Source organism: Pseudomonas sp. MDV22-iso1, from assembly GCF_058145095.1.
This window is the reverse complement of record NZ_JBYVMF010000004.1, coordinates 130,668-152,973: the sequence shown is the minus strand read 5'-3', so window position 1 is coordinate 152,973 and position 22,306 is coordinate 130,668. Positions and strand designations below refer to the sequence as shown.

The following is a 22,306-nucleotide window of genomic DNA, read 5'->3' as shown; positions in this document are numbered from 1 at the left end:
GCAAGGCGCCTCGAAAATTGATGTGCCCCTCGCAAGTGGCGAGAGACAGCTAAAGGGCGGGATTATAGCGTAAACATGGCGGGAATGACCCGGCGGTTGTTTACACCGGTCTGTCGCAACAGAACGCTTCGCATGGTGGTGCCTTCACTTGATCCAGAGGCTTCCGTCCTCGCTCTGGCGATAAATGGTGTAAGGCAAGATGACAGTGTCCAGTACGCCGGAAACCACAATGTCGAGAAAGATCAGTGGAATAGAGCCCACTTGGGCTGAACCTGCCGTCTGGCTGGGTGGCGAGTTGAGTATGCAGAAGTCGTAGGCCAGACCGCTGTAGACACGCGGTATGGATTGACAGTAGGTCTGCCTTTTCCGCAGATCCTTTGCCGTTTCAGCCTCATCCTGAAAGACCGTAACGACGGTTCCGCAGCCGGATAAGGCCAGTGCGACAGCACCCATCGCCATACTCATTTTTATAGTCACAAGCTGCCCTCCGAAAACGTCAGGCAAGCTAGCATCGCGACTATTCAGGGCATAGCTCATGAATCTGAGGATGATGTAGGACATTTCATAAAAACTTGTCCGCCAGACCTCGGGAGATTGCTCACGAAGGCGATTCAGGCAGCGCTGGAGATATCTCTGGGCAGACGCTGATCAATGACCTGATACAGCGCACTGCCCTCTGGCCAGTTACGCATGAACCTTGCCCGATCCCGCGCATAGGCTGGGGCAAAGCTGCTTACCGAAGTGTGCTGACGCATCGCATCCAGATCGATCAGCGCCCAACGGTCCTGCTGCCAGAACAGATTGTGCCCTTTGAAATCACCATGACTGATCCGCTCGCCAATCAGCTCGGCGAACAGATGATCCAGCGCCAGCAGCTCAGCTTCAGGCGCATCGCCGCTCTCAACGTAGGGCGCAAAGCGCTCGATAATGTCCGGCCCCGGCAAAAATTCAGTCACCAGGTAAGCCCGACTCCGCAGCCAGAAAAAACGCTTCTCCAGCACCGCCAGTGGCTTGGGTGTCGCAATGCCAAGGAACGCCAGGCGGTTACCTTCGCGCCAGGAGTGCCAGGCACGGCTCGGACGCCAGAAGCGTTTGAGCCAGTGAGCGAAGCCTTTGATGTTGTAGCGCTTGATTACCAGCGTGCGACCATCAATCTGGACTTTTCCTACGCTCGCAGCGCCACCGGTTTTATAAAGATGCCCCTGATCAAGCAAGGCGTCTGCCTGATCCAGCACCGGCAACATCGCCGCCTCTTCTTCTCGCCGTATCGCCCGCAATCCAAATGCGCCGCGCTGGACGCTGAACAGCGTGCACTCGCGTCCCACCTTGTCCAGGAAGTCTTTGAGCCGCCAACTACGCACCTTGTTGATCTGCTTTTGCAGCGCCTCCATCGGTAACGCATGTTCGCCATTGCTCAGCAGGTAATACACCAGCAGCTCTTCGGTGAACGGTTCCAGGGATTTAGGCAACTGGGCAAAAAACACACCCAGGTTTTCCAGCACTTTCTGTCGTGAAAGCGGCTGTCCCGGTGTTTCTGCACAGATACCGGCACCATCAATCAAGTACAACCGACCGCGCTGACGCAGCAGGTTGTCCAGATGCAGGTCTTCCTGCCACAAGCCTTTTCGATGCAGTTGGCCAATCGCGCCCAGGGCATCGGCCAACACCGCCGATTGCTCGTCCGCGAGCATTGGCAGGGATTCGACCTGTTGCCAGGCATCCCCCAGGCTGTGGGCACCTTCGAGAAAATCGAACAGCAGCCAACCGCCCTCGCCTTCTTTCAATCCATCGGCAAGCAGCAAGGGTGTTGTCAGTCCTTGATCAGCCAGCAAACGCACGCCGTTGAGCTCACGCTGAAAGTGTCGCGATGCTTTGCTACCGACCAGCAACTTGGCCAGCACCGGCCGACCACGCCACACACCGGCACCGACATAGCGCTGTCCCGGCAACACTCGCAACAAGGTCAGCAACTGCAAGTCAGCAGGCCCGGCAGCATCTGCCAGTGAGATGCTCAGCGGCAGGCTCGGGCTGCGCCCCGCGTTTTTCAGTTCGGATAAACGCATCAACGCACTCCCTTGTAACTGCGCCGCGCGGTCAGCCGCACCAGCCAGGTGTCGATAAGCGAGCTGTCCGGCGATTGAACCAGGTAGGCCGCCAGCAACTCGCGCAACTGAGCGTCGTTCCACTGTGGCGCTCGGCGCAGTAACGGTTCCAGGTCCTTGACCCGATCACGAAGACCGAACAGCAATGGCCGGGTCTTTTCCAGGTCGATGAGCTGGGCTTGATAACCGTCGCCGGTCGCCTGAAGAAAAATGTGTTTGGGGTAAAAGCAGCCGTGAACCTGACGAGCGCCGTGCAGGCGTCGAGCCAACTGCCCACAGGCGTTCATGATCGCCGAGTGCTGCGCCTCGCTCAGCTCCGACCAGCGCTGCAACAGCGAATCCAGATCGTCCCAGCCATCCAGCGCACGGGTCAGCAGAATCGCCCGGACTTCACCCTCGACCTTGCGTTCACCGTAGAACGCCGCTTTCAATGCGGGAATTCCCAGGTTTTCGTAACGACTGATATTGCGAAACTCACGAGAGAAACTCGGCTCGCCAAAGGGCGCATGCAGCGTGCGCATCTGATAGTTGCTCTGGCGCTTGAGGTAGTAGCCATGACCTTCAAGATCCAGGCGAAACACGCTGCTCCAGCCACCGCGCGCGGTGTTGGGTTCATCCACCGCCTCGAGTTGCTTGGCCCAGAGCGCATCAAAGTTGCCGAGCCCGTGACGCTCCAGCAGCGCACGGTCTTCAGCCGCCAGAAAATCAGTCATTCGCGTCCCTCGAAAAATCTTACAACGTGCCGAATGCGCTTTTTGTCCGCGTCATTCAGACGATCACGTTGGCGATACTGCAGGTAAAAGCGCAGGCGCTGAGTGGCCGACAGTTGATACTTGGCGACTTTGTCGAGGCACGCCAGATCCTTGGTAATACGGTACTTGAGCCAGAAGCCACGCCAGAAATCACCGTTGGGGCAATCGATCAGGAACAGTCGGGTCTGATCATCGATCAACAGGTTGCGCCATTTCAGATCGTTATGGGTGAACCGATTGTCGTGCATGATCCGGGTGTAACCGGCCAGTTGCCGGCTCACCGTATCGACCCACGCACGATCTCGCAGCTTCGGATCGTGCCGCTCGGCCAGTGCCGACAAGTCTTCGGTATGCGGCAATTCGCGGGTAATCATCGCCCCGCGATCATAGGCCGCGCCGCGACGTTCCAGCCCCCAGGCCACGACTTCGGCTGTCGGGATACCCCACTTGGCGAAGCGTTTGAGGTTCTGCCACTCGGCTTTGACACGAGGCTTGCCCAGGTACCGACGCAAGCCCTTACCGGCACCGACGTAGCGCTTGACGTAATAGTTGACGCCATTGCGCTCGACCCGGATGACTTCGGACAACGGGTCGCGGGTCAGGCGCTCGCCCTGAAGCGAAAACACCGCCTCGAGACTGCCGAAATCTTCTGCCAGGTCGCTGTAAGCCGGTTCAAGTTTCCAACCCGACATCAGAGCGCGTCCCCGTATCGCTGCTTACGATCGTAAAGCTTGTTGGCCTTGCCTTCGAGCCAGGCCAGCAACGCCGCTTCTTCCGCCAGGATCTGGCGCAGCGGCTGCTGAAAGTAGCCTTTTAGAAAGCGCAATTTGTCGCGTTGGGTGAGGCCGATATCGAGGGCCGAAAAATACAACGCGGCCAGGTCTTTGTTGCGCCAGCGTTGAGTGATCGCCGGGCGAGTCTGGGCACGATGCAGGTCGATGATCGAGAGTTTGAAATCTCCAGCCGTCACAGGCTTGTCGATGTGCAGCAGAAAGTGGCAGATGTAGCAGTCGCGGTGGTTGACCCCGCCGCGGTGCATCATGCCGGTCATGCGCGCCACTTCGGCAATCAATGCGCGCTTGAGTGCGGGTTCCGGCGGCTGCTTGCGCCAGTTGATACTGAAGTCTTCGAGGCTGACGGTCGGCGCCAGTTCTTCGGTGACGATAAACGAATGCTGGTCTGCGGGGTTGCTGCCCTTTTCGCCATAGGCGACAGCCGTCATGGTCGGCACACCGACTTCTTTGAGGCGCTCAATGGCCTTCCATTCCTGCCCGGCGCCGAGCACCGGCAACTTGGCGGTGAGCAGGTTCTTGAAGATCTCGCCCCAACCGATGCCACGGTGAATCTTCACGAAGAACCCATTGCCACCGACGACGGTACGCAGGGTCCGGCGCGCTTCGAGTTCGCGATACACCTCGCCCTCAAGGCGTTCGACTTCGGTAAACGGATCGCGTCCAGCCCACAGGCTCTTGAACGGTTCAGCCAGCATCAACTTCATTAAGCGTGCTCCGCCAGAATCACATCAGCCGCGTGTTGCGGCATGCTATAGAGGTCCGCCGTCTCAGCGAAGGCCAGACCGTTACGGCTCCAGGCCGCGCGGGCATGAGGGTCTTTCAACATATCGCTCAGGTAACCGTTCAGCTGGGTCTGATCGAAAGGCTCGTCCAGCACCAGGCCAGCGTCGGCCTCGGCGATGTAATGGGCATAACCACAGACCGCGCTCACCAGCACCGGCAACCCGGCCACCACGGCTTCGAGCAACACGGTTCCGGTGTTTTCGTTGTACGCCGGGTGGATCAACAGGTCGGCGCCCAGCAGAAAACGCGGAATGTCGCTGCGTCCCTTGAGGAACGTCACGTTATCGCCAAGCCCCAGCGTCGCGCTCTGCATCTGGAATAATTTGGGGTCGTCCTGGCCAATTACAAACCGCCGGGTACGTTTCTTCAGATCAGCGGGCAATGCGGCCAGGGCTTTCAGGCTGCGATCGACGCCCTTGGTCTTGAAGCCGGAGCCGATTTGCACCAACAGCAGCTCGTCGTCTTTCAGGTTGAATTCGCGACGAAATTCAGCGCGAATCTCGGCCGCATTCGGCGGCGCACGACGGTCCTGGGAGATGCCCGGCGGCAGCAAATGGAAACGCTCCAGCGGTGTGTCGTAATGCTTGATGAACAGCGGTTGCTGAACTTCGGAAATCATCAGGACTTCGGTCTTGGCGTCCTTGGCGAACACCGCACGCTCATACTCGGCAAAATGCCGGTAGCGGCCCCAGCGACGGTAAAGGGAATTGCGCAGGTTCCGCGCCTTGTCCTCGAAGCACCCGTCGGCGGCGTAGTAGACGTCCAGACCCGGCATTTTGTTGAAACCGATCAATCGGTCGACCGGGCGCTTGGCCAGGTCCGCCGCCATCCACTCGCTGAGCTTTTCGTTGCGGCGATGGTTGAAGAACGCTTTGACCGGCGCCACCAGCACTTCGAAACCGGGCGGAATGTCGCCTTCCCAGATGAGCGTATAGACGCGGATCTGATGACCACGCTGCTGACACTCCAGCGCGATGCGCATGAAGTCACGCTGCAAGCCCCCGAATGGAAAATACTTGTACAAGACGAATGCCAATTGCATCAGCGCAGCTCCTCAGCCAGTAACAACGTGCTCAGTCGGGTCGCGACACGCTCGGGATTCAAACGCGTGAAGCACAGGGGCCACTCGCGTTTCAGGTCGAACCGACGAGCATCTTCAGCCGTCGGTTGATAAGTGCATTTCTTTTGCAGGCACGGCGCACAGGGAAAATCGCTCGCCATGTGAATCTGCGACTTGCCGTAGGCACCGGTCAGGCCGGGGTTGGTTGGGCCGAACAATGAAAGCGTCGGCACGTCCAGCGCGGCCGCCAGATGGCCCAGACCGGTGTCCACTGCCACACAGGCTTGCGCCCCGGCAAGCACTTTGCCAACGCCCGCCAGGTTCAGCTTCGGTAGCACTTCGACGTGTCGCATGTCTTTGGCGATGCGCTCGGCCCTGGCTTTCTCTGCCGGGTTGCCCCACGCCAGTTTCACCCCGACGCCCAGATAGCCTACGCGCTCGGCCAGCTCGCGCCAGTACGCCTCCGGCCAGTGCTTGGTGTCCCAGGTGGTTCCGTGCAGGAACAGCACGTAAGGATTTTTGCGTGGCAGCTCCACCAGTCGTTCAACGTTCAGGCCATAGTCGCCCAGGCCCTTGGGCAAGTCATAACCCAGGGCCACGGCGAACAACTGACGCACACGCTCGACCGCGTGCTGCCCACGGGCGACGGCAAGACGCCGGGAATAGAAGCGCGCAGCGATCGGTTCACGGGCGGAGTTTTTGTCCAGCCCGGCCACCGGCGCTTTGACGTAACGGGTCAGCAGCGCACTTTTCAGCAAGCCCTGGGCATCGATGACCAGATCGTATTTCGTGGCGCGAACGCTTTGCTTGAAGCGCTTCCACTCGCCGCTCTTGAGGGTCTGCCAGATGTTCTTGCGCCAGCGACGGATCGCCACCGGAATCACCTTGCCCACGGCGGGATGCCAGGTCGGAATTTCGGCGAAACCTTCTTCCACGACCCAATCGAACTGGATGCCAGGAATTGCCCGTGCCGCGTCAGTCAGCGCCGGCAACGCGTGGATCACGTCACCCAGCGATGAAGTCTTGATCAACAGTACCCGCAAACTAATTGACCTCGACCACAGTGCCCTGCAACCGCTGCAAGGCTTCGTTCACCGCTTGCGGCATGAGCTGGCGCAAGCAATTGTAATGACCGAAGCGGCACGTACGGTCGAAGCAAGGGCTGCATTCAATGCCCAGGCGAACGATTTCGACATGCTCGGCCAAGGGTGGCGTGAAGCCTGGCGACGTCGAGCCGTAGACCGCAACCAGAGGACGGTTCAGTGCGGCGGCGACGTGCATAAGGCCCGAGTCGTTAGACACCACCGAGTCGGCGCAGGACAGCAGATCAATGGCTTCAGCCAGGGACGTTCCGCCGCTGAGGTTCACCGACTCCTCGCGCAGGCCAGGGATCAATCGGGCGCGAATGTCTTCGCCCACCGCGTGATCGTTTTTAGAGCCGAACAACCAGACCTGCCATCCTTCACGAATCTTCGTTTCGGCGACCTTGGCGTAATGCTCGGACGGCCAGCGCTTGGACTCACCGAACTCGGCGCCTGGGCACAGCGCCAACACCGGGCGGTCGAGGGTCAGGCCGAATTTGGCCAGAGCCGCCTCGCGGGTGACCGGATCGATCTGCAGGGTTGGCCGGGGATATGGTTTCGGCAGCTCGGCGCCGGGCTCGTAAGCCAGCGCCATGAAGCGCTCGATCATCAGCGGATAGCGTTCTTTATCCAGCGTGCGCACGTCATTGAGCAGGCCGTAGCGAAACTCGCCCCGCCAGCCTGTGCGTTTTGGAATGCCGGCGAAGAACGGCACCAGCGCCGACTTGAGGGAATTGGGCAGCAGGATCGCCTGGTCGTACTGGCCGGCCAGGGATTTGCCGATGCGCCGGCGGGTCGCCAGCTCGAGAGCGCCGTGGCCGAGCGGAAAGCTCAAGGCCTGACGGACTTCGGGCATGCGTTCCAGAATCGGCCGGCTCCACTCGGGGGCCAACACGTCGATTTCGCATTGCGGGTGGCGCTGTTTAAGACACTGAAAGAGTGTCTGCGCCATCACCATGTCACCGACCCAACTGGGCCCAACGATCAGAATTTTCATGTGGTTTCCAAAAACGAACCGGGGAGGCTTACGCCTCCCCGCCTCGAGAATCACTGTGGAAGCATGCAGGCTTGCGATGGGTCATCACCTTCAACATGACTGTCGACTGTCACTCCGCTATCGCGAGCAAGCTCGCTCCCACATTGGGTATTGGTGCACATCCAGTGCGGTGCAGCTTAGCTGCCTCAATCTACAAAACAATGAAGATCTACTGTGGGAGCAAGCCATGTGGCGAGGGGATTTATCCCCGTTGGGTCGCGAAGCGGCCCTAAAAAATGGGACTGCTGCGCAGTCCAACGGGGATAAATCCCCTCGCCACATGGCTCGCTCCCACAGGGTAATACGGTGCTGCCAATCTCCGGTTTCAGCTTAGCCCCAACTCGTGCCAGATACGCAGCACCTGCCGTCGTTCGTCCGCGAACTGATCGCCAGGTATTACGCCAGCATCCTTCTGCAAGGCCTGTCGGTGCGCGGCGGAACGATAGGCTTTATAGGCCTCGCGCAACAAACCGGCGTCTTCGGCGGGCATCAGCCCTTCCTCCTCCAACCCTTCCAGAATGCGGATATTGTCGGTCCAGCGCAGCAATGACGGGTGCGTTTCGGACCACGCCAGGGCCGCGTATTGCACCATAAATTCAATATCGACGATACCTCCGGCATCCTGCTTGAGATCGAACGGCGCCGTGGCTTCGAAAGCATTTGTCCCGGTGCCGGCCGCCGTGCTCTTGCTGCCGAGGTTATCGCGCATCTTGGCGCGCATCTCGCTGACCTCCTGGCGCAAGGTCGGCAAGTCCCTTGGTTTACCCAAAATTGCCGCTCGGACTTTCTCGAACGCCAGCCCCACATCCTGACTGCCCACCAGTACTCGCGCCCGCACCAATGCCTGGTGCTCCCAGGTCCAGGCTTCGTTTTCCTGATAACGCGCAAACGCACCCAGCGAACTCACCAGCAAGCCCGACGCACCGGATGGTCGCAGGCGCATATCCACCTCATACAACTGGCCCGAGTTGGTTTGGGTCGTGAGCAAGTGAATGATCCGCTGCCCGAGCCGCGTGAAGAACTGGGCCCCATCAATCGGTTTCGCCCCGTCCGTTTCTGCCTGCGGATCACCGTCGTGGATAAACACCAGGTCCAGGTCGGAACCATGCCCGAGTTCCAGCCCGCCGACTTTCCCATAACCGACAATGACGAAGCCGGGATCGCACAACGTGCCGTCAGTGCGCAGGGGCGTGCCATATTTGGCCACCGTTTGACGCCAGGCCAGTGCCAGCACTTGCTCCAGGATCGCTTCCGCCAGCCAGGTCAGGTAATCACTGACTTTCATCAGTGGCAGGCTGCCGGCGATTTCCGAGGCGGCAACACGCAAGCGGTGCGCCAGTTTGAAATGGCGCAGCGCTTCCATTTGCTGCTCGAGGTCGTCTTCAGGAATTCGTGTCAGGCGTTCGCGCAGCTCGGCGGCCAATTCCGGCGCCAGGGGCGGCTTGAACAACCGGCCTTCGTTAAGCAGTTCGTCGAGCAACAACGGGAAGCGGGTGATCTGCTCGGCAATCCACGGGCTCGCGGCACATAGGGTTAGCAGGCGGCGAAGTGCACCCGGGTTTTCGGTCAGCAACACCAGGTACGCGGAACGACGGGCGACAGCCTCCACCAATGGCAATACCCGCTCCAGCACCAGGTCCGGGTTGGCGTGCTCCACGGCCTGAGCCAGCAGCCGCGGAATAAAGGCGTCGAGCCGTTCGCGACCGAGGCGCTGCATGGCGCGCAATTGCGGGCTGCCCCGCAGACTGGCCAAGGTTTTCAAGGCTTTTGAAGCGTCCGCAAAACCTCCGTCCTCCAACTGGCGGCAAGCGGCTTCTTCATCCTGAGCCTCTTCCCACAGCGGCAGCCACTCACCCCCGACCACCACTTCGCTCTCGGTGCCTTCCTCTTCGTCGGGATCGGCGATCACCTGACCAAAGTGCCAGGCCACACGATCGCGCCAGTACATCAATTGCTCGTGGAAGGCAGGCCAATCGGCAAAACCCATCATAAAAGCAATGCGCGCCTGATCCTGCGCGCCGTCGGGCAGCATCTGGGTCTGGCGGTCGGCGATCGCTTGGATCGCATGTTCGGTGTAACGCAGGAATTCGTAGCCTTCGCGCAACTCGCTGATCACCGCGGGTGGCAGGTACCCCTGGCCTTCCAGTGTGCTCAGTACTTTTAATAGAGGGCGTTGTTGCAAGCTCAGGTCGCGACCGCCGTGAATCAGCTGGAAAGCCTGAGCGATAAATTCGACTTCGCGGATGCCGCCAGAGCCGAGCTTGATATTGTCAGCCATGCCCTTGCGGCGGACTTCCTGCTGGATCAGCTGCTTCATGGTGCGCAGCGCTTCGATGGCCGAGAAGTCCAGATACCGTCGGTAAACGAAAGGACGCAGCATCTCCTGCAATTGCGCGCCGGCCACCTGATCGCCGGCCACCACCCGCGACTTGATCATCGCGTAGCGTTCCCAGTCGCGCCCCTGATCCTGGTAATACTGCTCCAGCGCATTGAAGCTCAGCACCAGGGCACCTGCCGAACCGTAGGGCCGCAGGCGCATGTCAACGCGGAACACGAAGCCGTCGACGGTCATGGGGTCCAGCGCTTTGATCAGGCGCTGACCGAGGCGTATGAAAAATTCCTGATTATCCAGCGAGCGCTTCACACCGACGGTTTCGCCCCCCTCGGGGTAGGCGAAGATCAGGTCGATGTCCGACGACAGGTTCAGCTCGACCGCGCCAAGCTTGCCCATGCCCAGGATGACCATTTGCTGCGCCTCGCCGCTGCGCCGTCCCGTAGGTACACCGAACTGCTGGCAATGGCGCGCGTACAACCATTGATAGGCCTGATCGATGCTGGCATCGGCCATGTCCGAAAGGTCGCGGCAGGTCTGGACCAGATCGGCCTGCCGGGTCAGATCGCGCCAGATGATCCGCACCTGATGGCGGGTGCGCTGCCGACGCAAGACACGCCCCAATTCGTCCTCGGTTTCAGCCAGCCCTACTGCCGCCGCGATCTGCGCACACAGTTCACCGGGGGCAAAGCCACGGTCGAGTTCGCCGGACTGCACCAGTTCAAGCAGCATTAAAGGGTCACGCACACTCTGTTCGGTGACAAAGTCGCTGGCGGCGGTAATACGGGCAAATTGGGCCCAACGTTCAGGCATCCAGCCGGACAGGTTCGAGTCGCCATCGAGTGCAGCGACGGCTTCACGGAACGACTGCTCGGCACGGGTGACAAACGGCAGGAGTATGGCGGGCAGTTGGGCAAGCGAAGGGAGGCTCATGGTCTATCCTTGATCGGCGTGTAACGGGCTGCATGTAGTGATTTCTGAAAACCCACTACCTGATCGACTGTCGAACAAAGGTTAGAAATAGCTGAAATTCTTTTAATGTTGGCAGCGATCATCAAGCTTTCACCTTTTTCGGTTGGCAAAAGACCAACCTTAACGATTATTCTCACAACGCAGCTGGAGGCCACAAGCCGCTCATCTGTAGTTTTACTACTCGTCTATACATTCGAAAGGCTGAAATGCCCGAAGATTTGTAGTAAAACTACACGCCGCCGGAACAACCTCTCGGCAATCCAAGAATTTATATCGTCTGCCCACAAGGCCAGTCGCAAACTCAGGCAACCGATTCTGGAAGCCTTTCCGCCCTGGAGCAAGCCATGCAAGACCTCGATCCCGTCGAAACCCAGGAATGGCTGGACGCCCTGGAATCGGTTCTCGACAAAGAAGGCGAAGACCGCGCTCACTATCTGATGACCCGTATGGGCGAACTGGCGACCCGTAGTGGCTCGCAGCTGCCATACGCCATCACCACGCCTTACCGCAACACGATTCCTGTGACCCACGAAGCACGCATGCCTGGCGACCTGTTCATGGAACGCCGCATTCGCTCGCTGGTTCGCTGGAACGCGATGGCCATGGTAATGCGTACGAACCTGAAAGATTCTGACCTCGGCGGTCACATCTCCAGCTTCGCCTCCAGTGCGACCCTGTATGACATCGGCTTCAACTACTTCTTCCAGGCCCCGACCGAAGAACACGGCGGCGACCTGATCTACTTCCAGGGCCACACCTCGCCAGGCGTCTACGCCCGTGCGTTCATGGAAGGCCGCATCACCGAAGACCAGATGAACAACTTCCGCCAGGAAGTCGACGGCCAAGGCTTGTCGTCCTACCCGCACCCTTGGCTGATGCCTGACTTCTGGCAGTTCCCGACCGTATCCATGGGTCTGGGCCCGATCCAGGCGATCTACCAGGCACGCTTCATGAAGTACCTGGAAGCCCGTGGCTTCATCCCTGAAGGCAAGCAGAAAGTCTGGTGCTTCCTGGGCGACGGCGAGTGCGACGAGCCGGAATCCCTGGGCGCGATCTCGCTGGCTGGCCGCGAGAAGCTCGACAACCTGATCTTCGTCATCAACTGCAACCTGCAGCGCCTCGACGGCCCGGTTCGCGGCAACGGCAAGATCATCCAGGAACTCGAAGGCGTATTCCGCGGTGCTCAGTGGAACGTGACCAAAGTCATCTGGGGCCGTTTCTGGGACCCACTGCTGGCCAAAGACGTCGACGGCATCCTGCAACGTCGCATGGACGAAGTCATCGACGGCGAGTACCAGAACTACAAAGCCAAAGACGGCGCGTTCGTGCGTGAACACTTCTTCAACTCGCCAGAACTCAAGGCGATGGTTGCTGATCTGTCCGACGACGAGATCTGGAAGCTCAACCGTGGCGGCCACGACCCGTACAAGGTCTACGCGGCGTACCACGAAGCGGTCAACCACAAAGAACAACCGACTGTCATCCTGGCCAAGACCATCAAAGGTTATGGCACCGGTGCCGGCGAAGCGAAAAACACGGCGCACAACACCAAGAAAGTCGATGTCGACAGCCTGAAGTTGTTCCGTGATCGTTTCGACATCCCGGTCAAGGACGAAGAGCTGGAAAACCTGCCGTTCTTCAAGCCGGAGCCAAACAGCGCAGAAGCCCGCTACCTGAGCGAGCGCCGCACTGCATTGGGCGGTTTCGTGCCGCAACGTCGCGCACAGAGCTTCAGCGTGCCGACCCCGCCACTCGATACCCTCAAGGCCATCCTTGACGGCTCGGGCGACCGTGAAATCTCCACCACCATGGCCTTCGTGCGGATCCTCGCGCAGCTGGTCAAGGACAAGGAAGTCGGCCCACGCATCGTTCCGATCATCCCGGACGAAGCCCGTACCTTCGGTATGGAAGGCATGTTCCGTCAGTTGGGCATCTACTCGTCCGTCGGCCAGCTCTACGAGCCAGTCGATAAAGACCAGGTGATGTTCTACAAGGAAGACAAGAAAGGCCAGATTCTCGAAGAAGGCATCAACGAAGCAGGCGCCATGAGCTCCTTCATCGCCGCTGGTACTTCGTACTCCAGCCACAACCAGCCAATGCTGCCGTTCTACATCTTCTACTCGATGTTCGGCTTCCAGCGTATTGGCGACCTGGCCTGGGCCGCTGGCGACAGCCGCACCCGTGGCTTCCTGATCGGCGGCACCGCCGGCCGGACCACGCTGAACGGCGAAGGCCTGCAACACGAAGACGGTCACAGCCATATCCTGGCCGCTACCATCCCGAACTGCCGCACCTTTGATCCAACCTACGGCTACGAGCTGGCGGTGATCATCCAGGACGGCATGAAGAAGATGACCGAAGAGCAGCAGGACGTTTTCTACTACATCACCGTGATGAACGAGTCCTACCAGCAACCTGCCATGCCGGCCGGTGCCGAGGAAGGCATCATCAAGGGCATGTACCTGCTCGAAGAAGACACCCGCGAAGCGGCGCACCACGTACAACTGATGGGCTCCGGCACCATCCTGCGTGAAGTGCGTGAAGCGGCGAAGATTCTGCGTGAAGAGTTCAACATCGGTGCTGACGTCTGGAGCGTTACCAGCTTCAACGAACTGCGTCGCGACGGCCTGGCCGTTGAGCGTACCAACCGTCTGCACCCGGGCCAGAAGCCTAAACTGAGCTACGTCGAAGAGTGCCTGAACGGCCGTAAAGGTCCGGTCATCGCCTCCACCGACTACATGAAGCTGTTCGCTGAGCAAATTCGTCAGTGGGTCCCGTCCAAGGAATTCAAAGTCCTGGGCACCGACGGTTTCGGCCGCAGTGACAGCCGTAAGAAGCTGCGTCACTTCTTCGAAGTCGATCGTCAATTCGTGGTGTTGGCAGCCCTGGAAGCATTGGCTGACCGTGGTGACATCGAACCTAAGGTCGTGGCTGAAGCCATCGCCAAGTTCGGTATCAACCCGGAAAAACGCAACCCACTGGACTGCTGAGGAGACACTCTGTGAGCGAACTCATTCGCGTACCTGACATCGGCAGCGGTGAAGGTGAAGTAATTGAACTGTTTGTGAAGGTCGGCGACCGTATCGAAGCCGAGCAGAGCATTCTGACGCTGGAATCAGACAAGGCGAGCATGGAAGTGCCTGCGCCGAAGGCCGGTATCGTCAAAAGCCTGAAAGTAAAGCTGGGCGATCGCCTGAAAGAAGGCGACGAACTGCTGGAGTTGGAAGTCGAAGGTGACGCTGCGCCAGCCCCTGCGGCGGCCGCTGCACCGGCGGCCAAGGCTGAAGAGAAACCGGCTGCCGCACCTGCTGCTGCCGCGCCAGCCGCTGCACCTGCTGCCGCTTCGGTTCAACAAGTGCACGTGCCGGACATCGGCTCGTCGGGCAAGGCCCAGATCATCGAGATCCAGGTCAAGGTCGGCGACACCGTCGAGGCTGATCAATCGCTGATCACCCTGGAATCCGACAAGGCCAGCATGGAAATCCCGTCGCCTGCCGCGGGCGTGGTCAAGGCCATCAGCGTCAAGCTCAACGACGAAGTCGGCACCGGCGACCTGATCCTGGACCTGGAAGTGGCAGGTGCTGCGGCGCCTGCTGCTGCCGCTCCAGCTCAGGCAGCTGCACCTGCACCGGCCGCTGCGCCTGCTGCAGCGGCAGCTCCGGCGGCACCGGTTGCCGATAGCGTTCAGGACATCCACGTTCCGGACATCGGCTCGTCGGGCAAGGCCAAGATCATCGAAGTCCTGGTCAAGGCTGGCGACACCGTTGAAGCCGACCAGTCACTGATCACCCTGGAATCCGACAAGGCGAGCATGGAAATTCCATCGCCTGCCGCTGGCGTGGTGGAAAGCGTTTCCATCAAGCTGGATGACGAAGTCGGTACCGGCGACCTGATCCTCAAGCTGAAGGTCAAGGGCGCAGCACCTGCTGCTGCTCCGGCTCCAGCTGCCGCTGCTGCGCCAAGTGCTCCGGCCGCTGCTGCTCCGGCTGCCGCTGCACCTGCGGCTGCCGCTCCAGTTGCTGCACCTGCCAGGCCAGGCGCCAAAGTTCACGCCGGCCCAGCCGTGCGTCAACTGGCCCGTGAGTTCGGTGTCGAGCTGAGCGCCGTCGGCGCCAGCGGCCCGCACGGTCGCATCCTGAAAGAAGACGTACAGGTTTACGTCAAAGCCATGATGCAGAAGGCCAAGGAAGCACCGGCCGCTGCTGGCGCAACCGGTGGCGCGGGCATTCCGCCGATTCCGGTTGTCGACTTCAGCCGTTTCGGCGAAACCGAAGAAGTGCCGATGACTCGCCTGATGCAAATCGGCGCATCGAGCCTGCACCGCAGCTGGTTGAACATTCCACACGTTACTCAGTTCGATTCGGCTGATATCACCGATCTGGAAGCGTTCCGTATCGCTCAGAAGGCCGTTGCAGAGAAGGCCGGCGTCAAGCTGACCATCCTGCCGCTGCTGCTCAAGTCCTGCGCGCACCTGCTCAAGGAACTGCCGGACTTCAACAGTTCGCTGGCACCAAGCGGCAAAGCGATCATCCGCAAGAAATACGTGAACATCGGCTTCGCCGTCGACACGCCTGAAGGCCTGCTGGTACCGGTCATCAAGAACGTCGACCAGAAGAGCCTGTTACAACTCGCCGCTGAAGCTGCCGCGCTGGCCGCCAAAGCCCGCGACAAAAAGCTCACCGCTGACGACATGCAAGGCGCCTGCTTCACCATTTCCAGCCTCGGCCACATTGGCGGCACCGGCTTCACGCCGATCGTCAACGCGCCGGAAGTGGCGATCCTCGGTGTTTCCAAGGCAACCATCCAACCAGTCTGGGACGGCAAAGCCTTCCAGCCGAAACTGATGCTGCCGCTGTCGCTGTCCTACGATCACCGCGTGATCAACGGCGCCGCTGCAGCACGCTTCACCAAGCGTCTGAGCGACCTGCTGGCGGACATTCGTACCATTCTGTTGTAACACCTGGCGGCCCTCCTTCACTGGAGGGCCTGCCGCGTTCTACGTTTTCCGGGCGCCACGCTCGTACCTCAACCCCGCCAATTTGGCGGGGCTTTTTTTTGCCTGATATTTTTTAATTTAAAAGTGTGCCTTCCTACATTTGTAGCTGATATCGCCCACAACTCGAGTCCCTTTCCGCTCCGTATTTTTTAAGGTCCACTCACTAGTCTTGGTGAGGCGACGCCTTAATAAACGCGCCGACATTGTTAATTGTCTGACTGGCGCAATACTGAATGGACTCAACTATGTTCAAACCTACTGTCGGCCCTATTGTTGGCCACACGACAACTCATCAGACGCGCCTCTTCCTGCGCGGCACGCCACGAAAAAACACTTCTGTTTTCGCCGGTATTCGTTATCGACGAGCGGGAGAGGTGTGCTGGCTGAACAGTGTTTTTGCGAAACTGGAACCTGTCCGTGACGGGTGCGAAGTCATCGCACTCAATGAACTGAGCGCCGACACCGAGTACGAGTATCAGGCTGGCTGGTTCAGCCCCGCAGGCCCGATGCACACGGTGGAGACAGCGCAACAGCTACCGCTGCAATGGCCGCAGGACCTCTACCGCTTTCGCACGCCATCCAACACGACGACCAAACCACGCGCCTATATCGTCGGCTCATGCCGATACCTGCGAATGACCGGCGGCATGCCCGTTCTACCGCACCGGAGTGACCGAATCTTCGCGTCGATCATGCAACAGGTACGCCACGCCCAACCACCCGTCAGCGCGGTGTTGATGACCGGCGATCAAGTCTATGTCGATGATTTGAACATCGTGGCGCCCGACCGTGAACTAAACGATATCTTCAGCAAGTACCGCGCCGCTTTTTCTCAGCCCAATATCAGTCAGTTAATGTCCAGTGTGCCGACTTACATGATCCTTGACGATCATGAAATAGAAGACAACTGGCCCGCCAACAAGAGCAATAAAGACGACTACTTATATACGAATGCGATGACTGCTTATGAGATATACCAGGCCAGCCACAGTCCCATTCCTGAGTTACTCGATAATGGCCGGGTAAGCTCGACACTCAACAGGTATTGGTATCAGTTTACCGAGGGCGATATCGAATGGTTTGTGACCGACAGCCGAACACGGCGAAATCTATCCACCGCTGACCGGCGCATTCTTGATCAGGCGCAAGAAATCGCCTTATGTGAATGGCTGATCAACAGTTCGGCCCGAGTGAAGTTCGTCGTGACCAGCGTCATGTTCTACCCCGATAAGAAAATTCAGGGCGACGATGCCTGGAAAGCGTTTCCCGAACAGCGACTGCGCCTGCTGGAGACGATCCGCCAGCACCGCATCAAGAACGTCATCTTCGTCTCCGGCGATGTCCACGGCTCCCTGACCAGCCGGCTGACGCACAGCGAGGACCCGGATTTTGAGGTGCACACCGTGGTGTCGTCGCCTCTGAGCAACAGCAAATTACTGCCTTACGCCAATGCCGCCAGCTTTATCCTCGATCAACCCTTGGCCCGCACGGCCGAGGGCGAGTACCGGCACGCATTGACCGGCGCAGTGATCAGCCAGGACAACTTTGCCCATCTGGTGGTTGATGCCGGGCAGATTCGTGTCAGTTATCACGATCATGAGGGCAAATTGCTTCAACAGACGGATATCCCGTTGCGTTAAAGATCAAAAGATCGCAGCCTGCGGCAGCACCTACGGGTTGTACGCGCCCTGTAGGAGCTGCCGCAGGCTGCGATCTTTTCCCCTCAAACATTACTTTCCCCGGCTCACTGAAGAAATCTTCTTCTCTGCCGACATATTCTTATAGCACTTGGCCTTCATGTCTCTTGTCAGTCAGTGTTGCAATGATGCAACCTTGCCGCACGCAAGAGTAAAGAGGGCGAAAGCCCGGCGCGATCAGCACTTTCGAAGCGAGTTCCCTCCATGAAAAGCCAACCCGATGCCGCCAGCCGTATGGTGGCCGAGGTAGTGACGCAGTTGCCTGTGCCCTCGCGGCTCGGCATGCTGCGTTTCGAACGGCTGAATGAGGCGAGCTGGGCGCTGTTGTTTCTCGATCCGAACTGCGAAAGACAGTTCGGCCTGGCGGCTACGGAGCTCTGCTCCCTGATCAGTTCGCCCTACGCCAGCCTGATGGAGCCGCAAGCGCGCCATCAGTTGCATGACGCGATCCAGCAGCAACTGACTGAAAGCCCCAATTACCTGATCCGCTACACCTTGCACACCCCCTCCGGCGCCTTGAACCTGCTGGAGCTGGGTGAAGCCTTCAAACAGCACAATCGGCAATTGCTGCGTGGCTACCTGATGGTCGTAGACGACCTGTTCGAGGGCAACCCGCAGCTGTCCGCGCTGGACCTGGAAACTCAGAACTCGCGCCTGCAAATCGCACTGGAACTCAATCAGCGCGCACAGCAGGAACAACTACTGCACCTGGATCGGGTTCGCGCACAGCAGGACCTGATCCTGTTGCTGACTCGCCAGCGTTACAGCAGCAACAATTCCCTGCAGGAAGCCGCAGAGCTGATCACCCGCAGCGCGTGTGACATCTACGAAATCGACTGTGCCAGTCTGTGGAACCTTGAGGGCTCGTTGCTGGTGCCGATCTCGGCCTATCATCGCGCCACTCGGAACCATCAGCTGCCGGAACCGATCGACGTCAGCGGCTTCCCGAATTACCTGGAAGCCTTGAACACCGGCCGCGCCATTGACGCCCACAACGTCATGCACGACCCGCGTACCCGGGAACTGGTGGACAGCCTGCGACCGCGGGACATCATTGCGATGCTCGATGCCAGCATTCGGGTTGATGGCAACGTCGTGGGCGTGCTCTGCCTGGAACAGATCGGTATCACTCGCGCCTGGCAATCGGACGAAATTGCCTTCGCCGGTGAGCTGGCAGACCAATTCGCCCAAGTGATCAACAACCACAACCGCCGCGCCGCCACCAGTGCGTTGCACTTGTTCCAACGCGCCGTGGAGCAAAGTGCCAATGCTTTTTTGCTGGTCAATTGCGACGGGGTGGTCGAGTACGTCAATCCGAGTTTCACAGCGATCACTCAATACAGCACTGAAGAAGTCCACGGCCAGCGGCTGTCGGAACTGCCGGCACTGGAGAACCTGAGCGAGCTGCTATTCGACGCGCCCTCGGCGCTGGTCAAAAGCAACAGCTGGCAAGGCGAGTTCAAAAGCCGCCGTAAAAACCTCGAACCCTATTGGGGGCAGTTGTCGATCTCCAAGGTTTACGGCGACAACCGCGAGCTGACGCATTACATCGGCATTTACGAAGACATCACCCAGACCAAACTCGCCCAGCAGCGCATCGAGCGCCTGGCTTACACCGACAACCTGACCAACCTGGGTAATCGCCCGGCGTTCATCCGCAACCTTGACGAACGCTTCGCGCGCGACACCGATACGCCCATCAGCCTGCTGCTGGTGGACATTGATAACTTCAAGCGCATCAATGACAGCCTCGGCCACCAGACCGGCGACAAGCTGCTGATCAGCCTGGCCCGACGCTTGCGCAACAGCCTGAGCCCGAGCGGCAGCCTGGCGCGTTTTGCCAGTAACGAGTTCGCGGTGTTGCTGGACAACACCGACCTGTGCAGCGGCCAGAAGGTCGCCAATCAATTACTGGCGACCCTCGACAAGCCCATGTTCGTCGACAACCAGTTGATCAGCGTCACGGGCTCCGTCGGCCTGGCCTGCGCGCCCCTGCATGGACGCGACCCGCAAACCCTGATGCGCAACGCCGGCCTCGCGCTGCATAAGGCCAAGGCCAACGGCAAACATCAGGTTCAGGTGTTCACCGAAGCGCTGAACGCCGAGGCCAGCTACAAGCTGTTCGTCGAAAACAACCTGCGCCGCGCCTTGACCCAGAATGAGCTGGACGTGTTCTACCAGCCCAAGCTTTGCCTGCGTAGCGGTCGCCTGCTGGGCATGGAAGCGCTGCTGCGCTGGAACCATCCGGAAAAAGGCATGATCCGCCCGGATCAGTTCATCAGCGTGGCGGAAGAGACCGGCCTGATCATTCCCATTGGCAAATGGATCGCCCGCCAGGCCTGCCGCATGAGCAAAGACCTGACGGCGGCCGGCCTGGGCAATCTTCAGGTGGCGATCAACCTGTCGCCCAAGCAGTTCTCCGACCCGGACCTGGTGGCGTCCATCGCCAATATCCTCAAGGAAGAAGCGCTGCCGGCCAATTTGCTCGAACTTGAGTTAACGGAAGGCCTGCTGCTGGAGGCCACCGAAGACACTCACTTGCAGCTCGACCAGCTCAAGCGCCTGGGCCTGACCCTGGCCATGGACGATTTCGGTACGGGTTATTCGTCGCTCAGTTACCTGAAAAAATTCCCGATCGATATCATCAAGATCGATCGAAGCTTCATTCACGAAATCCCGGATAACCAGGACGACATGGAGATCACCTCCGCCGTGATCGCCATGGCCCACAACCTGAAACTCAAGGTGGTGGCTGAAGGCATCGAGACGGCAGAACAGCTCGCGTTCTTGCGGCGCCACCGTTGTGACGTCGGTCAGGGCTACCTGTTCGACCGGCCGATCCCCGGCACCGAGCTGATTGAAAAGCTCAAGCGCTATCCGCGCGGCCCACTCGCCTGACGGCACACCCTCGCTCCCAAAGGGATAATTGGGCAAACTGCGTGTCTAACAATTCACATTCAACCTGACTGAGAGGACTGATGATGGTTCTGCGCTCGGAAATTCTGGTGAACAAAAACGTGCTTCCAACTAAAGAACAAGCCCTGCCTGGCCGCGAAACCCCAATGAACTTGCCGGAAAAACACTTCGTCCACGACTCGCCGTTGCTGGGTCCGTTCGTCACGGATGTGGATTTCGCCATCTTCGGTCTGGGGTGCTTCTGGGGGGCGGAGCGTCGCTTCTGGCAGCGTGAGGGTGTGGTCAGTACCGTGGTTGGATACGCCGGCGGTTTCACGCCGAACCCGACTTATGAAGAGGTCTGCTCGGGCCTGACCGGCCACACTGAGGTGGTACTGGTAGTCTACGAGCCGGCGAAAGTCAGCTACGACGAGCTGCTGAAGATGTTCTGGGAGCTGCACAACCCGACTCAAGGCATGCGCCAGGGCAACGACATCGGCACGCAGTATCGCTCGGTCATCTATGCCACCAACCCGACACAGCTGGACGCGGCCAAGGCCAGCGGGAAGATCTTCCAGGCTGAATTGAACAAGGCTGGCAAAGGCACTATCACGACCGAAATCGATGAAGCCCCGACGGTCTACTTTGCCGAGGCCTATCACCAGCAATACCTGGCGAAAAACCCGGAAGGGTATTGCGGGATTGGCGGTACGGGCGTGACTTGCCCTATCTGACCCCCGTAAAGCAAAAGATCGCAGCCTCGTTTCACTCGACAGCTCCTACAACGGAATACTCATTCCGCATTCCCCGTGTAGGAGCTGTCGAGTGAAACGAGGCTGCGATCTTTTGATCTTGCCTATCGATTACCTCTACTCGGCAATCAGCCAATCCATCTGCCACCCGCCCTGAGTCTGTCCCAGCTTCTTGGACAACCACGGCAGCAGCTCACGCAATTCTTCCTCCAGCCCCCACGGCGGATTGGCAATCGCCAGTCCGGAACCGTTCAAGGTGTTCGGCGTGTCCAGTGGATGCACCAGCAACTCCACCCGCAACAACTTCGGCGCGCCCGTGCCGGCCAGGTCCTGATAGAAACGGCGCAACATGCGCTGGTCCTTTACCGGGTACCAGATCGCAGCCACGGTTTGACGCATCCGCCCAATCGCCTCTTTCAGCGACGCCGCACAACGCTGCATCTCATCCAGTTGCTCGAACGGTGGATCAATCAACATCACCGCCCGCTTCTCCTGCACCGGCAACATGGCCCGCGGCACGTGCCAGCCTTCGCCCAGATGCACCTTGACCCGGCGATCACCCGCCATATTGTCCTTGAGCAACACACCGTCTTCAGGGTGCTTCTCGTTGAGCATCAACCGATCCTGTGGCCGTGTCAGACGACGCGCCAGCTCCGGCGAGCCCGGGTAATAGCGCAATTGGCCATCCGGGTTCATGTCGTGCAGCACCTTCATGTAATCGGCTGTCGACGCCGGCAGATCAGGCTGATCCCACAACCGAGCAATCCCTTCCAGGTACTCACCGGTACGGTTGGCCTGATCACCCTGCAGGTCATACAGACCAATGCCGGCGTGAGTGTCGAGATAGGCAAACGGCTGCTCCTTGCGCGACATCAGGGCGATGAGGCGGGTCAAGGTCAGGTGTTTGAACACATCGGCGTGATTGCCGGCATGGAAGGCGTGACGATAATTCATGATTGCTCCTGCGAAGGCCGGGAAGTTTACCTTGTACCGAGCCGAACGTCAGGGCTTCGCAGCCGAGCGGGCGGTTGCAGCTGTTGCGACTGCCCGTCA

Annotated in this window: 15 protein-coding genes; 5 read left to right on the top strand and 10 right to left on the bottom strand. The window is 59.4% G+C overall.

Annotated elements, in window-relative coordinates:
* Positions 1–144 precede the first annotated feature (144 nt).
* From AC3ZVB_RS06990 to glnE, 9 genes are all read right to left on the bottom strand, one after another.
* Positions 145–561, bottom strand: coding sequence for a YceK/YidQ family lipoprotein (locus AC3ZVB_RS06990; RefSeq protein WP_490146154.1), 417 nt, complete (start codon positions 559–561; stop codon positions 145–147).
* A gap of 50 nt (positions 562–611) precedes the next feature.
* Positions 612–2,063, bottom strand: a complete 1,452-nt coding sequence (locus tag AC3ZVB_RS06985; protein WP_490146153.1) for a lipopolysaccharide kinase InaA family protein — start codon at positions 2,061–2,063, stop codon at positions 612–614.
* Positions 2,063–2,815, bottom strand: coding sequence for a lipopolysaccharide kinase InaA family protein (locus AC3ZVB_RS06980; RefSeq protein WP_162437162.1), 753 nt, complete (start codon positions 2,813–2,815; stop codon positions 2,063–2,065). Before AC3ZVB_RS06980 ends, AC3ZVB_RS06985 begins: the two co-directional genes overlap by 1 nt.
* Positions 2,812–3,546 carry a lipopolysaccharide kinase InaA family protein gene (locus AC3ZVB_RS06975; protein WP_194691613.1) on the bottom strand — a complete coding sequence of 245 codons (735 nt, stop codon included), beginning with the start codon at positions 3,544–3,546 and terminating at the stop codon, positions 2,812–2,814. The genes AC3ZVB_RS06980 and AC3ZVB_RS06975 overlap by 4 nt, the downstream gene beginning before the upstream one ends.
* On the bottom strand, positions 3,546–4,352 hold the full coding sequence (rfaP, locus tag AC3ZVB_RS06970; protein ID WP_490146152.1) for a lipopolysaccharide core heptose(I) kinase RfaP: 807 nt from the start codon (positions 4,350–4,352) through the stop codon (positions 3,546–3,548). The genes AC3ZVB_RS06975 and rfaP overlap by 1 nt, the downstream gene beginning before the upstream one ends.
* Positions 4,352–5,473, bottom strand: coding sequence for a glycosyltransferase family 4 protein (locus AC3ZVB_RS06965; RefSeq protein WP_490146151.1), 1,122 nt, complete (start codon positions 5,471–5,473; stop codon positions 4,352–4,354). Before AC3ZVB_RS06965 ends, rfaP begins: the two co-directional genes overlap by 1 nt.
* Positions 5,473–6,534, bottom strand: coding sequence for a lipopolysaccharide heptosyltransferase I (gene waaC, locus AC3ZVB_RS06960; protein WP_162437166.1), 1,062 nt, complete (start codon positions 6,532–6,534; stop codon positions 5,473–5,475). Before waaC ends, AC3ZVB_RS06965 begins: the two co-directional genes overlap by 1 nt.
* 1 nt (position 6,535) lies before the next feature.
* Positions 6,536–7,570, bottom strand: a complete 1,035-nt coding sequence (gene waaF / locus AC3ZVB_RS06955; protein ID WP_162437167.1) for a lipopolysaccharide heptosyltransferase II — start codon at positions 7,568–7,570, stop codon at positions 6,536–6,538.
* Positions 7,571–7,934: 364 nt separating this feature from the next.
* On the bottom strand, positions 7,935–10,874 hold the full coding sequence (glnE, locus tag AC3ZVB_RS06950; RefSeq protein WP_490146150.1) for a bifunctional [glutamate--ammonia ligase]-adenylyl-L-tyrosine phosphorylase/[glutamate--ammonia-ligase] adenylyltransferase: 2,940 nt from the start codon (positions 10,872–10,874) through the stop codon (positions 7,935–7,937).
* A 383-nt stretch (positions 10,875–11,257) separates the two neighbouring features.
* On the opposite strand from glnE, the gene aceE reads away from it, so the two are divergent.
* The 5 genes from aceE to msrA all read left to right on the top strand — a co-directional run bounded on the left by aceE (position 11,258) and on the right by msrA (position 21,235).
* Positions 11,258–13,903 (top strand): pyruvate dehydrogenase (acetyl-transferring), homodimeric type, encoded by a 2,646-nt coding sequence (gene aceE / locus AC3ZVB_RS06945; protein WP_490146149.1) that lies wholly within the window; start codon positions 11,258–11,260, stop codon positions 13,901–13,903.
* Between the two features lie 11 nt (positions 13,904–13,914).
* Complete coding sequence (aceF, locus tag AC3ZVB_RS06940; RefSeq protein WP_490146148.1) at positions 13,915–15,870, top strand: dihydrolipoyllysine-residue acetyltransferase; 1,956 nt, start codon at positions 13,915–13,917, stop codon at positions 15,868–15,870.
* Between the two features lie 284 nt (positions 15,871–16,154).
* Positions 16,155–17,549: an alkaline phosphatase D family protein gene (locus tag AC3ZVB_RS06935; protein ID WP_490146147.1), complete on the top strand. Its 1,395-nt coding sequence runs from the start codon at positions 16,155–16,157 to the stop codon at positions 17,547–17,549.
* 261 nt (positions 17,550–17,810) lie between these two features.
* On the top strand, positions 17,811–20,504 hold the full coding sequence (locus AC3ZVB_RS06930) for a sensor domain-containing phosphodiesterase (protein ID WP_490146146.1): 2,694 nt from the start codon (positions 17,811–17,813) through the stop codon (positions 20,502–20,504).
* 83 nt (positions 20,505–20,587) lie between these two features.
* On the top strand, positions 20,588–21,235 hold the full coding sequence (gene msrA / locus AC3ZVB_RS06925; protein ID WP_490146243.1) for a peptide-methionine (S)-S-oxide reductase MsrA: 648 nt from the start codon (positions 20,588–20,590) through the stop codon (positions 21,233–21,235).
* 135 nt (positions 21,236–21,370) lie between these two features.
* Here the strand turns inward: msrA and AC3ZVB_RS06920 are convergent, their stop codons facing one another.
* Positions 21,371–22,207, bottom strand: coding sequence for a 23S rRNA (adenine(2030)-N(6))-methyltransferase RlmJ (locus AC3ZVB_RS06920; RefSeq protein ID WP_490146145.1), 837 nt, complete (start codon positions 22,205–22,207; stop codon positions 21,371–21,373).
* Positions 22,208–22,306: the final 99 nt, after the last annotated feature.

Coding starts and splice junctions, on each gene's coding strand:
- AC3ZVB_RS06985 (WP_490146153.1), bottom strand. CDS start 2,063: ATGCGTTTATCCGAACTGAAAAACGCGGGGCGCAGCCCGAGCCTGCCG.
- AC3ZVB_RS06935 (WP_490146147.1), top strand. CDS start 16,155: ATGTTCAAACCTACTGTCGGCCCTATTGTTGGCCACACGACAACTCAT.
- msrA (WP_490146243.1), top strand. CDS start 20,588: ATGGTTCTGCGCTCGGAAATTCTGGTGAACAAAAACGTGCTTCCAACT.
- aceE (WP_490146149.1), top strand. CDS start 11,258: ATGCAAGACCTCGATCCCGTCGAAACCCAGGAATGGCTGGACGCCCTG.
- AC3ZVB_RS06990 (WP_490146154.1), bottom strand. CDS start 561: ATGTCCTACATCATCCTCAGATTCATGAGCTATGCCCTGAATAGTCGC.
- AC3ZVB_RS06965 (WP_490146151.1), bottom strand. CDS start 5,473: ATGCAATTGGCATTCGTCTTGTACAAGTATTTTCCATTCGGGGGCTTG.
- waaF (WP_162437167.1), bottom strand. CDS start 7,570: ATGAAAATTCTGATCGTTGGGCCCAGTTGGGTCGGTGACATGGTGATG.
- AC3ZVB_RS06980 (WP_162437162.1), bottom strand. CDS start 2,815: ATGACTGATTTTCTGGCGGCTGAAGACCGTGCGCTGCTGGAGCGTCAC.
- AC3ZVB_RS06930 (WP_490146146.1), top strand. CDS start 17,811: ATGAAAAGCCAACCCGATGCCGCCAGCCGTATGGTGGCCGAGGTAGTG.
- AC3ZVB_RS06975 (WP_194691613.1), bottom strand. CDS start 3,546: ATGTCGGGTTGGAAACTTGAACCGGCTTACAGCGACCTGGCAGAAGAT.
- AC3ZVB_RS06920 (WP_490146145.1), bottom strand. CDS start 22,207: ATGAATTATCGTCACGCCTTCCATGCCGGCAATCACGCCGATGTGTTC.
- rfaP (WP_490146152.1), bottom strand. CDS start 4,352: ATGAAGTTGATGCTGGCTGAACCGTTCAAGAGCCTGTGGGCTGGACGC.
- glnE (WP_490146150.1), bottom strand. CDS start 10,874: ATGAGCCTCCCTTCGCTTGCCCAACTGCCCGCCATACTCCTGCCGTTT.